Raw genomic sequence first — 15,024 nt, 5'->3', positions numbered from 1 at the left:
TGACCGTCAAAATGAAAGTTTTGACGGTTTTTTATTGGATGATCCATCCACGTTTAAATCCAACTCAATCCTGTGTAGGGCTTCCCCCTTGGGCGCCTCGCCCCTATAGTCGACGCTATGAGCGAATCCGGCACACAAGAAAGCTATCAGGTTTTAGCGCGTAAATACCGCCCACAAACCTTTGACGATATGATTGGCCAAGAAGCTTTGGTCACCACATTGACCAATGCGTTCAAGGTGGGTCGTGTTGCCCATGCTTTTATGCTGACGGGGGTACGCGGGATTGGCAAAACCACGACAGCGAGATTGCTCGCGCGGGCCTTAAATTATGAACGCGACGGCGTCGACGGGCCGTCCGTTGATTTGGCAACCCCTGGCGAACATTGCGCCTCTATCATGGCGTCAACCCATATGGATGTGTTGGAAATGGACGCTGCGTCGCGCACGGGTGTGGAAAACATGCGCGAGATGCTTGACGGTGTGCGCTATGCCCCTGTTTCTGCGCGCTACAAAGTCTATATCATTGACGAGGTTCATATGCTCTCGACGGGAGCATTTAATGCCCTTTTGAAAACACTCGAAGAGCCGCCAGACCATGCAAAATTTATCTTTGCGACGACTGAAATTCGCAAAGTTCCTATTACAGTGCTGTCGCGTTGCCAGCGTTTTGATCTGCGCCGTGTGGACGCCGATGTTTTGGCGACCCATTTAAGCGGCATTGCCGCCAAAGAAGGTGCCAATATATCAGACGACGGCCTTGCTTTGATCGCGCGTGCCGCCGAAGGGTCTGTGCGCGATAGCCTCTCGCTGCTTGATCAAGCGATTGTGCAACAAGCGGTTTCGGGCGGACAAGTCAGCGGTGATGACGTGCGTAACATGTTGGGCTTGGCCGACCGCGTACGCGTTTTGGACTTATTTTCCCATGCCGCGTTAGGTGACGGTAAGTCTGCGCTGGTTGAAATGCGCAGCCAATATGACGACGGGGCTGACCCTGCGATCGTAATGCGCGATTTGCTCGATATTTGCCACGATGTGACCCGCGCCAAAACGCTCGGCGATGACGCTAGCTTTGACGTGGCGTCTGACAGTGTCGCGCGGATGAAAGCGTTATCAGAGCGATTATCGACAGGGCAATTAACGCGTATTTGGCAGCTGCTTTTAAAAGCGCATAATGACGTGCGTATGGCACCCGTACCCTTGGCCGCCGCTGAAATGGCATTGCTCGCGCTCTCCGTGGCGGGTCAATTACCGCCGCCGGAAATGGCCGCGGAATTAATTGCGGCACTGCGAGACGGCAGTATTGCGGCACCCAATAGCGAAGGTGGCTCGTCTGCCTCTTCTCCTTTATCTTCTACTTCATCTTCTGCGTCTTCTCCAGCTTCCTCTGGGTCGCCCACTCAATCATCGGCTCCGATATCTTCGCCGTCGCCAACAGCCGTGTTGTCAAGCGGTGCGGTGATGAGCCTCAATACTAACCGCGAGCCTGACGTTGATCACACCGCGCAGCCCAATCCCGCGCTAACCCCGCCCAAACTTGCCATTCGCCTTGTCCAGAGCTTTGCGAGTTTTGCTGATTTTGTCGAGACACTGGCTAAGACCGACATCGCCTTAGCATCCGATATAAAACGTCATGTGCGCCCTATTAATTTTGACCCGCATAGTTTTGATTTCCAACCCACAGACGACGCGCCGCCGTCTTTAACAGGGCGGATGAAAGATGCGTTAGTTGATTTGTCAGGTGCGAATTGGACAGTCACACCGCTACCGAGCGGTGGCGGGGAGACGTTAAAAGAATCGGCGCTTCGTGAAAAATCGGAGCAAGAAGCGCGCGACCGTGACCATCCCGCCTTTAATCATCCCTTGCTGCGCGGTGCGAAACTCATTGAAATTCGCGAAACGGCCCCCACATCATCCATAGGCGGTGACGTGATTGCCGCTGATTTTTCACCTGATGAGGATACGTAATGAAAGATTTGATGGGTTTGATGAAGCAAGCCAAAGATATGCAGGCGAAAATGGAAACTGCCCAAGCGCAAGTTGCGGATTTATCCGTCGAGGGTCGCTCTGGCGGTGGACTGGTCACCGTGACATTACAGGGTGGCGGTAATATGGGCGGTCTTAAGATTGATCCGAAATTACTGTCTGAAGACGACGTAGAGATTGTCGAAGATTTGATTGTTGCGGCCTATCAAGATGCCAAGGTGAAGCTAGACCAAGCCCAAGCCGACACAATGAAAGCCGCCATGGGCGATATCCCCATGCCGCCCGGTATGAAGATGCCCTTCTAATATGGTCAGTCGGCGGGACGTCTTTATTGGGAGTGCTGCCGCTGCAGGATTAGCGGCTTGTGCGGCCCCGTCAAATGCCTCGCTAAACTTGAACGATAAACGGGCCTTACTGTCTGGTTTTGCTGTAAATACAGAGAGCTGGTGGACAGACGAGCCATTTGAGCGACGCTTTGTGAAAGCCGCAGAGGCAGGCTTTACCCATGCCGAGTTTTGGTTTGTGGGCCTGTTTAAGCGCGACGCCAAAGCCCTAGCCGCCGCGATAAAACCGACAGCTATAAAAATTGCGCAAATTGTCGCTAATGCCCCCGCGCTTGGCCAAGCGGCGAACCGCGTGCAATATCTGGACGCTGTAAAACAAGCAATTGATGATGCGAAAATTTTAGGCACTGATATTGTCACTGTGACGGGTCATCAAAATATTGACGGTGTGACCCGGGGTGATGTTTTGAAGGCTTACCGCGATAATATCGCCGCGAGTGCAGAGCTTTGGGAAGCCGCGCAAATATATTGTGCGATTGAACCGTTCAATCCCTATGATCATCCCGGACATTTTATTTACGGCTATGCTGATGCGCTTGATATTTGCGCGTCAATTAAGTCGCCCTTTATAAAGCTGAATTGGGATCTGTTTCATATGCAGCGTCATGAGGGTAACCTCATTGCTAATTTCGAAGCGGGTAAAGAGCATGTGGCTTATGTCCAAATCGCCGATAGCCCCGCCCGAGGTCAACCCGGTACAGGCGAGGTTGATTACGCCAATGTCCTGCGAAAATTAAGAGAGACCTACACTGGCCCCATTGGCCTAGAGTTTTGGGCGAAAGATAAAGACTATGACCAAGCGGTCGCCGATATGGTAGAGCTGGCCCAACGGCTTTAAGGGCGCGCTGTCTCGCGGTTCTATAATGGGCGCTTTACAACGCAGGCGTTTCGCGCAAATTTATCTGAAACTCGGTTGCGGGAGCGCTTTATGAAACGTCTATTATGCCTGACAGCGGCACTATACTTATGCGTAACGCCGTCAATAGCGGCGGAGGTTAAAGCCGACGGCGCAGGTGCGCGTGCGTTAACCAGCTATGATAGCCGTTTTCATCCCGTGATTGCCAAACACGGTATGGTGTCCGCCCAAGACCGCATTGCCGCCGAAGTCGGACGCGATATTCTGGCGCGCGGGGGTAATGCTGTGGACGCGGCGGTCGCGACAGGATTTGCACTGGCTGTGACCCATCCGCAAGCGGGTAACCTTGGCGGGGGCGGCTTTATGGTCGTGCATTTGGCCGATGAAAATAAGCAAATAACTATCGATTTTCGCGAAATGGCACCGAGCCGCGCGAGCCGTGATATGTTCATCGGCCCGGATGGTGAGGTCGACAATGCCCGCGCGCAATATTCGCATTTATCTGCCGGCGTGCCCGGGACCGTTATGGGTATGCTCGACGCGCTGGACGCTTACGGGACTATGACCCGCCGCGAAGTCATCGGCCCCGCAGCCATACTTGCGGACCGCGGCTTTGATATGCCCTATGCGCTGGTTGATAGCTTAAACGGGCACCGTGAAGAGTTTAGCGCAGACCCGTCCAGCCTGAAATATTTCTTCAAAGCGGGCGGCGTATCCTACGCCCCCGGCGAACGGTTTAAACAAAAAGACCTCGCGCAGACGCTACGCCGTATCATCAAAAAAGGCTCAGACGGATTTTACACAGGCGAGACCGCCGATTTAATTGTGAGCGAAATGGCCAAGGGCGGCGGTCTGATGACCTATGAAGACTTGAACAGCTACAAGACAGTTATGCGCGAACCCGTCAGGGGAAATTATAAGGGCTATGAAATCGTGTCTATGCCGCCGCCCAGCTCTGGCGGGGTGCATGTTATTCAGATGCTAAATATGCTCAGCCAGTTTGATTTAAAAGCCGACGGCCATAATAGCGCGGCCTATCTGCATAAGCTGACAGAAGCCATGCGGCGGGCCTTTGCTGACCGCTCTAAATTTTTAGGGGATCCGGATTTTGCCGATGTGCCGACGCAAGACTTAATCGACCCTGGCTATAACGCAGCCCAAGCGTCCAGTATTAATCTGGACCTTGCGAGCAAAAGCAAAGACATAGCGCCTGCTGTGTCTATGCCCTATGAAAGTCCGCAGACAACCCATTATTCTGTGATTGATAAGCATGGCAACGCGGTGGCCGTGACCTATACGCTGAACTTTTCCTATGGCTCTGGCTATACGGTCGATGGGGCGGGGTTTCTGCTGAATAATGAAATGGATGACTTTTCGGCCAAACCCGGTGCGCCCAATGGCTACGGCCTTATCGGCGGGGCTGCTAACGCGATTGAGCCCGGCAAACGTCCGCTATCATCTATGACGCCGCTGATTGTGACCAAGGACGGCAAAGCGGTGCTCGTAACGGGATCACCGGGCGGCAGCACGATAATTAATTCCGTTTTGCAAATGGTGCTAAACGTTATTGAGTGGGATATGAACCTTGCCCAAGCCACCGCCATGCCCAAAATTCACCATCAATGGCTTCCCGATGTCGTCGTCGTCGAGCCGGGCATCAATATTGACACATTAAGAGCATTAGAAGCGCGCGGCTTTAATCTGGTCAAAAATGAGAATGGTGGATTTGCCACCACGGTGATTGGCCGCGTCAATAGTGTCGCGCAAGGCGAGGGATTTGTCTTCGGCGCGGCCGACCCTCGCGGCCCAAAATCAGCCGCCATAGGGCATTAGCGTTTTAAATCAAACTCTACCCGAAAGAAGCGGCCACGTTTATCGCCTGCCGCGATTTGTTCTTCTGTGCGCGGACGTGAAAGTTCGTAAGCGAGCGTCTGGCCGGGGGTTATCTCCATGGCCCACGTATTGGTCACGGATGCGGCTAGGCCTTCTTTATTAAACAATTCAATCGAATAATCATCAACGGGAAACTCTTGACGATTTGCGGTGCCGGGTGCGTCCGTCGTGCCGCCGTAAAGCGTCACTGCGTCGGGGCTGCCGTCGCTATGGCGGTGATCGTGTTTTAGGGTGATGGCCTTGCGGTCTGGAATGATAATCCATGTGCGCGATGTGTTAACGCCCACACGCAACGGCATGCGGATATCGGCAACACCGCACTCTACGGGTCCTACTTCAATCTCGGATGCTTTCCAATCCGCGTCCACCGCATCATTGCTGACGACTTGGCCGATAAAGTTTTGATCACAAAGCGTGGATAGGTTTTTAACGAAACCCAGCTGTGGATTGGGCGTGTCGGAACAGGCTGTTAATAAGAGCACGCTGGCGATTGAGATATATTTGAACATACACCTTCATAGGCAATGATACTGTCTTTGACGAGGTTTAATCTGCGCTGCTGGGGTCTTTATAGAGACGCCATGCGGCAATCATAACGGCAGTAATCATTATCATGCCAAGCCCGCGTTCATAAGCCCCGTCGATTGTGGTTGGAACGATAAAAAAGACAGGGGCGATAAATAGCCAAACCACCGCTGTGACTTTGGCTAATAGGCTCATGTCGCCTTTGCGGGCAGGCAGCACCGATGTGCCAAACCATAATACAACGGGCACAAGCGGATAGAGTAGGGCGACGAGATAATTATGAATGACCAAGCCACCCGCTTCGCCGTCGCCATATTCATTCCAAAGAGCAATAAGCGTAATCGTCAAAGCCAAAGCCAAAGCCAGCATGGATAGCCGCACGAGCCACGGCTTCCATCCTTTTTCTCCGCGCAAGAATAAATCCAATGCCAAACATAAAGTCGAGGCCACAAATATCATCAGCCCAAAATCTTGTAACCAGTGATGCGGGCCTGCGGCAAGTTCGCTAATCGTTTGCGAAATGGGGTTATAGCCTTTGACCCAAAACCACATAAAGACATCACAGAAAACAGTCACAACACAGCCAATTAAAGCGAATGCGCCGAGGCCTTTGCGTGTTTTATCAGAGTGCAAGTTTATCATGATGCCTGACGGCTCGCTTTAAGTATCCACATCGGCGTCTAGCGCGTTATTCACGATGAAATCACGGCGGGGTTCGACCACGTCACCCATAAGTTTGGTGAACAGATCATCAGACGCGCCTGCGTCCTCGACCTTGACTTGTAACAGCGTGCGGGCGTTTGAGTCCAATGTGGTCTCCCAAAGCTGATCTGGGTTCATTTCCCCCAGACCTTTATAGCGCTGGATTTTAAAGCCCTTGCGGCCATATTCAAAAATAATATCAAGCAATTGCGACGGGCCGTAAACGTCTATTGGGTCATTATCGCCGCGGCGGAATGTGGCAACCCCTGAATAGGTTTCAGCCATAGCCGGGGCGAGGCGGTTAAGCTTGCGCGCATCTGTGCTTTCGCGGAACGCGGGGCGGAAAACCACGCGCTCGGTCACGCCGCGCACGTCGCGTTCAAAGACAACAGCGCCGTCAGGGTCAGTGCGTCCGCTCCAACCGTCTTCGCCTTCATCCGCAATCATATCCAGGCGTTTGGCGGCGGCGTTAATATGTGTCTCGCCAGCTTCGATATCCAGCACACCCGCAATTGCAATTTGCGCGATAATAACATCCGTTGCTTTGGACTTCATACGCTTAATTAAATGTTGCGCTTCTAGGGCTTCGCGCGCAATGCGCTTTAAATCCTCACCTAATACCGTCTGCCCATCGGCCAATGTGAGCGTGGCTTCGCCCGCGCCCGCATCAATAAGATATTCATCAAGTTCATCTTGGTCTTTGATATAGCGTGTGCTCTTGCCGCGCTCGACCTTATAGAGCGGCGGCTGCGCGATATAGAGATAGCCGCGCTCAATCAGGCTCGGCATTTGGCGGTAGAAAAAGGTCAAAAGCAATGTGCGGATATGCGCGCCGTCAACATCGGCATCGGTCATGATAACGACTTTGTGGTAACGCAGTTTTTCGATATTGAAATCATCACGGCCAATGCCTGTACCCAGGGCCGTAATCATCGTTCCAATTTCTTGGCTGGATAACATACGGTCAAAGCGCGCGCGCTCGACGTTTAGGATTTTACCTTTCAGCGGCAAGATCGCTTGGTTCTGACGGTCGCGCGCTTGTTTCGCAGAGCCTCCCGCAGAATCCCCCTCCACGATAAACAGTTCGGACAAGGCCGGGTCGCGTTCTTGGCAATCGGCGAGCTTTCCGGGGAGGGACGCAATATCGAGCGCTGATTTACGTCGGGTCAAATCACGGGCTTTGCGCGCCGCCTCGCGGGCCGCCGCCGCCTCGGCGATTTTTTGAATGAGGACTTTGGCCTCACTTGGGTGTTCCTCAAACCATTCGCCCAACGCTTCATTCATCGCGCTTTCCACGACAGGACGGACTTCGGATGACACCAGCTTATCTTTGGTCTGGCTGGAAAATTTCGGATCAGGGACTTTAACAGAGAGTACACAGGTCAGGCCTTCGCGCGCATCGTCACCAGAAATGCTGACTTTTTCTTTCTTGGCGGTGCCAGAACTGGCTGCATATTTATTGATCGTACGGGTTAGCGCGCCGCGAAAACCCGCGAGGTGTGTGCCGCCGTCGCGCTGCGGGATGTTATTGGTAAAGCAGCGCACATTTTCATGATAGCCGTCATTCCACCACAGCGCCGCTTCGACTGTGATGCCGTCCACCTCGCGCATGACAGAAATGGGTGTTTCCAAAAGCGCGCCTTTATTCGCGTCCAAATGCCGGACAAATGCCTCGATCCCGCCTTCATAATAAAGCTCGGATTGAACCGGGTCTTCGCCGCGCTCGTCGCGCAGGATAATCATGACACCAGAGTTGAGGAAGGCCAACTCGCGCAGGCGGCGTTCCAGCGTGTCATAGTCAAATTCGACCATAGTGAAGGTTTCTTCTGATGGCAGGAACCGCACCTTTGTGCCCGTCAGTGTACGGCTTGTGCCGTCGCGGCGGTTATCCACGGGCGCGTCGCCCACCACCTTTAACGGGGCTACAGATTCGCCGTGGGAAAACTCCATGAAATGCTCGGATCCATTACGCCAAATCGTCAGTTGCAAAGACACAGACAAGGCGTTGACCACAGACACGCCCACACCGTGCAGTCCGCCGGACACTTTATAGCTGTTTTGGTCAAATTTCCCGCCCGCGTGTAGTTGGGTCATAATAACTTCGGCGGCCGACATGCCTTCTTCTTCATGCATCGCCACGGGGATACCGCGGCCATTATCAGAAACAGAGACAGAACCGTCACCATTGAGTGTGACCTCGACCCTGTCCGCATGCCCCGCCAGGCTCTCGTCAATGGAATTATCGACGACTTCATAGACCATATGATGCAGGCCAGAGCCGTCATCCGTGTCACCAATATACATGCCGGGACGTTTGCGAACCGCGTCCAGTCCTTTAAGGACTTTGATGCTATCGGCGCCGTATTCGGGCGATGTTTCAGCGTTGGGATCAATCGGTTTTGCAGGATCGGCCATGCGTTTCTTTCGGTTATAACGAATCGTCAAAATATTGAACAAAACATAAGCGAGTTTGGCGGGAAATGCACGGATTTATAGGCTTTTTTATGACCTGCGAATCGTCTGTGGCCTGACTTGGTTGGCACGGATTAATACGTCACCTTTGGGGCCAAGCTTGGGGGCTTTGATGAAAATAAATGGTTTTTCTTACCAGAGCATGCGGCGCATTTAGCGAAAAAAAACAGTCATAAAAAAAGCGCCCCGCGAGGGACGCTTTTCAGATGTCTTTTCGTTTTGAGGCCTACTCAGACGTAGACGGCTTAAACAGGCTCTCTAATGTGTGCTCTGTTTTGGCCGCTTCCGGCTCTTCTGCAGCTTCTGGGGCTGGGGCGTCGAGCGGCTTGAGGCTTTCGCCAGTTTCTTTTTCTAGCTTTGCTAAGCGCTTGTTTTCTTTTTCCGCTGCAATTTTGACAGTTTCGTCCAAATCTATCTGCGAACACAGGCCGAGTGACACAGGGTCCGTCGGCGTAATGGTGGAAATTTTCCAATGAGTGCGCTCACGGATAGCTTTGATTGTGGGCTTGGTCGTTCCGATAAGCTTAGAGATTTGCGCGTCTGTCACTTCGGGGTGATTACGCACCAGCCACGCAATGGCGTCAGGGCGGTCTTGGCGGCGCGATAACGGCGTATATCGTGGGCCTTTGCGCTTTTGCGCGGATTTTGGAATAGGATTGCTATCAAATTGCTCGGCTTTGAGGGCGTAGCCCGCATCTTTTTCGCCTTTTTCAATTTCTTCACGGGCCAACTGACCATTCGCGATTGGGTCTGCGCCGCGAATACCGCCAGCGACATCGCCGTCTGCAATGCCTTCGACTTCCAAGATGTGCAGGTTGCAGAACTCAGAAATTTGTTTGAATGTTAGCGCCGTATTATCAATCAACCAAACGGCGGTCGCCTTGGGCATAAGAATCTGTGTCATTGTGGTCTCCTACCGCAGTATGGCCTGCGGGAAATTCAGACATTAAAAAAACCCAGCTTCGGCTGGGTTACTGCTTTAGTCATCTGACTATTCATAAGCGACACCCGCTTAATCGACAATCGGGCACAATGCAAGCCTATATATAGGCGGTTTGCCAGCCTGGAAGGGCATCATTTTTTCCTTCTAAAACCATCTGTGGCGTTTTAAGACAACGTTGACAGCCACTGATGCGGAGACTGCAATGCCCCAAAGCGATACAAATTTTACCCTCGGCGAGGATTTATACGGTGTGTCATTGGTGGAATTGTCAGAGCGGCTGGATATTTTACGCGCAGAGATTACCCGCATAGAGGGCGAGATTGCTAAAAAACAGCGCGAGCGCGACGATGCACACAATATATTTGGGAAAAAATAGCGTGAATGAGGTATTTTGGGCTAAGACAGAGGCGGCTGGCGCGGGCTTTGCAAACGTTAACGGCACATAAGACGGTTTTGTGAGGCGCACAGAGCTGGATAGCCTCAGACGGAGACATGACCATGCACGACCCCCAAAATACCGCCCGCATATCGGATGATTTAAATATGACCCAAACCGTTGATACACTTACCCCGCAAGCCGAAGAACGCTTGATGGAGTTCACGAAATCAGAGTTGTTTGCCAAAACCTTCCGTGAAGGCATGGATTTGGTCGAAGAAACGGCCGCCTATCTGGACGGCCCGGGTCGCCAAGACAGCAAGAAATTGCCGCGTGATGCGGCCCTCGTTTATGCGTCTCAATCCATGCGCCTCACCACGCGTTTGATGCAGGTCGCGAGTTGGCTCTTGGTGCAACGCGCGCTTAAAGAAGGCGAAATGGCCACGTCTGAAGCGCGCGAGGCAAAATACCGCCTCGTCACAGAAGCAAAAAAAGATGACGACGGACTCAGCTTTTCCCACATCGCCAAAGATGCCGCTCATTTGCCCGCTATCCTGCTTGATATGCTGGCGCGCTCTGAAAGTCTTTATGAGCGGATTGCCCGTCTTGACCGTAGTCTTTACGGCTCTATCGCCGCGCAGTCTGGCAACACAGTCGCCGATCAGATTAACCGCCTAGAAGCTGCCTTCGGCCGCTTTGGTAGCAGGGCTTAGGGCCGCTTTTAAGCGCTCACTATTCACACAAAAATTCGCCATGCTCGATTTTATGTCGGGTAATCATGTGTAACTGGTGGCCCCTTTAATATTGGGCCACTACAAAGTCATGCGTATGGTTAGTCGCCAAAAACGCGACTATAGCAATCGTGATGCGACTACTTTGTCACGCCTTTAGCTCTTAGGCTTATTCGGCGCGCGTTTTTTTCGCGGTGTGCCGTCCTTATTAAGTGTTGGGCCTTTTTTCGCTGTCGTTGCTTTTGCCGCAGGTTTCTTTACCGTCGCTTTTTTGGCTACAGGCTTTTTGGCTGCGGGCTTTTTGGGTGACGTCGGGCGTTTCTTCGGCGGCGCTTTTGGTTCCAACGTCACCTCAGGTGCGATGGTACGGTCAGGGCTGTCATTGGCTGCTGTAGAGGCCGTGGACTTTCCCGACGCTTTCTTGCTTGGCACGGCGTCGGATACTTTTTCACCGACATCATGCAGCGTTTCACGCGTTTTTTCGCTAGCAGATTTTGTCGCGGCGCTTGTTTTATCAACAGCAGATTTTGACAGTTCTTGCGCGCGTTTGGCGGCTTGCTCTGCGGCGCGGCGCGCTTCCATCACGGGGTCGATATCGGCTGTTTCTGATTTGCCGCCATCGGGCGAGACATTGTCATTGATCCGAAAGATAGCAATGGCGAGTTCGCAAATAAGGCGAAGCACAACAACGGCTAAAAGGAAGCCAACAAAAAATTGGACGAAATTGAAAACGCTTGCGAGCGGGCCAAGGCGAATGGCTGACAGGCTCGTGCTCGCAAATTGCAAGGCAATGCTAATTAAAGATAACCAAAAGAAGCCGCGAACGAGTCCTTCTTTCATCAATTTGTCGAAAGAGAAAAAGAAATTAAACAGATTTTTCATGGGGCACCTTTATGCGCGAAATCACCAGCCGTGTTTGGGCCATCTTAACTTAAGGCTTGCAGGCCCTATTAGCAAGGCTACCGCACGATATCACAGCGCAGATTGCTTGACGTAGCACGCGCACAGGCCTAAGCGCGGGCAAAGATTAGAAAGATACTGTGACCGAAACTAAAAAAAACCTCCAATTTAAAGACCTTGGCCTTGCAGAGCCGTTGATGAAAGCCCTGACAGAGCAAGGTTATACGACACCGACCCCCATTCAGGCGCAGTCTATTCCCATCGTTAATGCGGGTACTGATTTGCTGGGTATTGCGCAGACGGGTACGGGAAAGACGGCCGCCTTTGCGCTGCCTACTTTGAACTATCTTTTAAAAGAAGACATTGCGCCGCCCAAACGGGGTACGCGCGTCTTGGTCTTGGCGCCAACACGGGAACTGGCTGGACAGATTGCGGTGTCGTTCAAAACCTATGGTCAGCATTTCAAATATCTGTCTGTTGCGACCATTTTTGGCGGGGCATCTGTGCGAGGTCAAATCAAAGCGGTGGTTGGCGGTAATGACGTCATTGTTGCGACGCCTGGCCGTTTGATTGATTTGATCGAGCAAAAAGCATTACGCTTGTCTGATGTCGAAGTCCTGATTCTAGACGAAGCCGATCAGATGATGGATATGGGCTTTATTCATGCGCTGCGTAAAATTGTGCCGCTCCTGCCACAAAAACGCCAAACGCTATTTTTCTCGGCCACTATGCCGAAATCAATCTCAAAACTAGCGGCGCAATTTTTGACTAATCCCAAAACAGTGTCTGTTGCGCCCGCTGCGACGACGGCGGAACGTGTTGAACAGCAAAGCTACCGCGTAAACCAAAAGGAAAAACAAGCGCTGTTGGTGCTGACCCTGCAAAATGCAGATTATGACCGTGCACTGGTGTTTTCGCGCACGAAACACGGTGCCGATCGTATTGTGAAAAAATTAGCGGCGGCAGGTATAACCTCTGCGGCGCTTCACGGGAATAAAAGTCAAGGACAGCGTACGCGCATTCTCGACGGTTTTCGTAAAGGGACGAATAAAGTCCTCGTGGCGACTGATATTGCCGCGCGCGGTATTGATATCGAAGGCATTACGCATGTCATCAATTACGACGTACCTAATGTGGCCGATCAATATGTGCACCGCATAGGCCGCACGGCGAGAGCGGGGCGGTCTGGGCTTGCTATTTCTTTTGTGGCACCAGATGAGCAGCCTTATTTGAAAGATATTCAAAAGCTGATTAAACAGACTTTGCCCGTTTTAAAGTTGCCAGACAATTTCAACAAATCTGTGGCAGATATCGCGCGATTAAAGCCCGTGGCTATACCCAAAGATCCGGGTGATCACAAACGTAGCGATGACCCCAGAAGAGCCAAAGGGGCTGTTGATCCTCGCAAAGATAAAAAGCGGCGTAAGAATTTTAAGAAAAAAGCCGAAGCGGCCAAGGCTGATGTTATGGGCGCGATAAACCCAGACGCGCGTAAATCGGCGGGCGATGCCCCTCGACGTGACCACCGGCCAGGCAAAGATACACGTAATCCTGATGGGTCCCGTGCCCAACGCCGACGCGATAACGCGCCAAAAGGTGAGGGAAGTAAATCAAGTGATGGCCGTCCGCCAAAACGCAATTTTAACAAAGCAAAATCATCCGGATTTAAGGGTAAATCAGAAGCCGGCGCTTCTGCCCCTAAAGGTCCGTCTAAATCTCCATCTGCGTCAAAGCCCGGCCACAAACGCACAACGCGCAAAGCCCCTGATAATGGTGGTAACCGCGGCGGTGATGCCCCGCCCAAGCGGCGTGGCTCTCGTTGATTCTAGGGTAGTCCCAAACGGCGTGGCTCTCAGTAAGCTGTTTTTAGTTGGGGGCGGCCAACACACCATAACCTGCGGGTAGGGCGATGGGCGCAGCTTCTGCGACTAAGTCCGCTTTGGCATAATCTGCACGCATAGCGTCAACTGCTTTGCGACGCGCATCAAAGGCGGGGCGGTCTTTTTTTGCAATCGGTTTGCCTGATAGTTGGTTGAGTGTACGCGGATTGATGGCTCGGCCATTTTTATGCACTTCATAATGTAAATGTGGGCCTGTGCTGCGCCCTGTCGTGCCGACATAGCCAATGATCTGATCTTGGGTGACATAAGCGCCAGCTTTAATGCCGCGCGCAAAGCCTTTTAGATGAGCATAGGCCGTTTGGTAACCGTCAGAGTGACGGATTTTGATGTAGTTCCCAAAAGATCCAAAGCGGTTCGCGCGCTCAACCGTGCCATTGCCTGCCGCCATAATTGGTGTGCCGCGCGGGGCCGCGAAATCAACGCCTTTATGCATTTTGCGGTAACCCAGCACGGGATGACGCCGTTTGCCATAGGTTGATGATAAGCGGGCACCGTTCACAGGTGTTGCGCGTAATTTACGCTTGGCTGTTTTGCCGTCTGCGTCGTAAAAATTTTCGCGCCCTTTATCATCTTCAAAGAGATAATAATCCATTGTTCTACCGCGCGGACTAAAGCTGGTGAATAGCAGGTTACGGGCTTTGACGACTTTGCCGTTGTGATCGCGGGACACCTCAAAGAACAGCTCAAAGGCGTCACCTTTTCTAATGTCGCGCTGAAAATCGACCGAATATTCATAGATATTAGCAAATTGCTGTATAACTTTGTCAGGCGCGCCAAGGCGTGATGCGTCCAGATAAAGCGAGTTTTCAATTGTGCCGCTCACACGCATACGATCAAATTTAAGCTCGGCTGTTAATTGCCTAGCGCTAAAATTATCACCGTCACCGCGTGACACAAAGACTGTCGTATCGACATTGGGCTTAAAGGTCAGATCGGTAAGTGTGTCGCCGTCAAATGATAGAGCGAAATTTTGCCCAGCACGTAGTTTACGGGGATCAAAAACACTGCCAAACGCTTGTGTAACTTTATATGCGGTTTGAGGTGATACGCCGTTTTGTTGTAAAAGCGGTCCAAGATTTTGTCCGGATTTCAGCGTCAAATGTGTCTCGCTCAGCGCGTCAAATCGGCCTTCTTCTAGGAATAGATCGTCACGGGTTAAATCAAAGCTGGGTAGGACGCTCGCCATAGCGTTGGCGGCAGGTGGTGGTGTTTTATCATCTGGAAGAGCAAAACCCAAAACCAACGCCGATGCGGCCATCGCACCCAGAAAATAAAAGCGTTTATCTGCGTAAATCCGCGTATTGTTCATCACAAAAAAGGCTTTAACGCGTTGTGATACAGCCGCTTTCAAACTTCGGTTATCTGGCAAATCTGGATCGGGGAATCGTGATGTCATGG

Annotated in this window: 13 protein-coding genes; 7 read left to right on the top strand and 6 right to left on the bottom strand. The window is 52.1% G+C overall.

Translation table 11 applies throughout. The features are described from left to right. Window positions 1-117: 117 nt before the first annotated feature. The 4 genes from AB6B37_RS12300 (at window position 118) to ggt (ending at window position 5,016) form a co-directional block, all read left to right on the top strand. A complete protein-coding gene (locus AB6B37_RS12300; protein ID WP_371396107.1) occupies window positions 118-1,965 on the top strand; it encodes a DNA polymerase III subunit gamma/tau in 1,848 nt (615 codons plus the stop codon). Further along, entirely contained in the window at window positions 1,965-2,288 is a 324-nt protein-coding gene (locus AB6B37_RS12295) for a YbaB/EbfC family nucleoid-associated protein (RefSeq protein WP_371396106.1), read from the top strand. Before AB6B37_RS12300 ends, AB6B37_RS12295 begins: the two co-directional genes overlap by 1 nt. 1 nt (window position 2,289) lies before the next feature. Next, the gene (locus tag AB6B37_RS12290; RefSeq protein WP_371396105.1) at window positions 2,290-3,165 is read left to right on the top strand and encodes a TIM barrel protein; all 876 of its coding nucleotides are present in this window, start codon (window positions 2,290-2,292) and stop codon (window positions 3,163-3,165) included. Window positions 3,166-3,255: 90 nt separating this feature from the next. Further along, the gene (ggt, locus tag AB6B37_RS12285; protein ID WP_371396104.1) at window positions 3,256-5,016 is read left to right on the top strand and encodes a gamma-glutamyltransferase; all 1,761 of its coding nucleotides are present in this window, start codon (window positions 3,256-3,258) and stop codon (window positions 5,014-5,016) included. Here ggt and AB6B37_RS12280 read toward each other — a convergent pair. The 4 genes from AB6B37_RS12280 to AB6B37_RS12265 form a co-directional block, all read right to left on the bottom strand. Next, window positions 5,013-5,585, bottom strand: coding sequence for a hypothetical protein (locus AB6B37_RS12280; protein ID WP_371396103.1), 573 nt, complete (start codon window positions 5,583-5,585; stop codon window positions 5,013-5,015). The genes ggt and AB6B37_RS12280 overlap by 4 nt on opposite strands. Window positions 5,586-5,622: 37 nt before the next feature. Next, the gene (locus tag AB6B37_RS12275) at window positions 5,623-6,243 is read right to left on the bottom strand and encodes a DUF998 domain-containing protein (RefSeq protein WP_371396102.1); all 621 of its coding nucleotides are present in this window, start codon (window positions 6,241-6,243) and stop codon (window positions 5,623-5,625) included. Window positions 6,244-6,261: 18 nt separating this feature from the next. Next, window positions 6,262-8,718 (bottom strand): DNA topoisomerase (ATP-hydrolyzing) subunit B, encoded by a 2,457-nt coding sequence (gene gyrB / locus AB6B37_RS12270; RefSeq protein WP_371396101.1) that lies wholly within the window; start codon window positions 8,716-8,718, stop codon window positions 6,262-6,264. Between the two features lie 283 nt (window positions 8,719-9,001). Next, complete coding sequence (locus AB6B37_RS12265; RefSeq protein ID WP_371396100.1) at window positions 9,002-9,679, bottom strand: DUF1013 domain-containing protein; 678 nt, start codon at window positions 9,677-9,679, stop codon at window positions 9,002-9,004. A gap of 241 nt (window positions 9,680-9,920) precedes the next feature. On the opposite strand from AB6B37_RS12265, the gene AB6B37_RS12260 reads away from it, so the two are divergent. Both AB6B37_RS12260 and AB6B37_RS12255 read left to right on the top strand, forming a co-directional pair. Further along, entirely contained in the window at window positions 9,921-10,094 is a 174-nt protein-coding gene (locus tag AB6B37_RS12260) for a DUF1192 family protein (RefSeq protein ID WP_371396099.1), read from the top strand. 167 nt (window positions 10,095-10,261) lie between these two features. Then, complete coding sequence (locus tag AB6B37_RS12255; protein ID WP_371398452.1) at window positions 10,262-10,807, top strand: DUF1465 family protein; 546 nt, start codon at window positions 10,262-10,264, stop codon at window positions 10,805-10,807. 174 nt (window positions 10,808-10,981) lie between these two features. Here the strand turns inward: AB6B37_RS12255 and AB6B37_RS12250 are convergent, their stop codons facing one another. After that, window positions 10,982-11,707: a DUF4282 domain-containing protein gene (locus tag AB6B37_RS12250; RefSeq protein ID WP_371396098.1), complete on the bottom strand. Its 726-nt coding sequence runs from the start codon at window positions 11,705-11,707 to the stop codon at window positions 10,982-10,984. 215 nt (window positions 11,708-11,922) lie between these two features. Here AB6B37_RS12250 and AB6B37_RS12245 point away from each other — a divergent pair, with 215 nt between their 5' ends. Beyond that, the gene (locus AB6B37_RS12245) at window positions 11,923-13,548 is read left to right on the top strand and encodes a DEAD/DEAH box helicase (RefSeq protein ID WP_371398451.1); all 1,626 of its coding nucleotides are present in this window, start codon (window positions 11,923-11,925) and stop codon (window positions 13,546-13,548) included. 43 nt (window positions 13,549-13,591) lie between these two features. Here AB6B37_RS12245 and AB6B37_RS12240 read toward each other — a convergent pair whose 3' ends face one another. Continuing rightward, complete coding sequence (locus tag AB6B37_RS12240; RefSeq protein ID WP_371396097.1) at window positions 13,592-15,022, bottom strand: M23 family metallopeptidase; 1,431 nt, start codon at window positions 15,020-15,022, stop codon at window positions 13,592-13,594. Window positions 15,023-15,024 lie beyond the last annotated feature (2 nt).

This window comes from Fretibacter rubidus, from assembly GCF_041429785.1.
Taxonomy (GTDB): domain Bacteria; phylum Pseudomonadota; class Alphaproteobacteria; order Caulobacterales; family Maricaulaceae; genus Fretibacter; species Fretibacter rubidus.
Note: the sequence above shows the minus strand (reverse complement) of the source record. Positions and strands in the feature narration are given on the sequence as shown.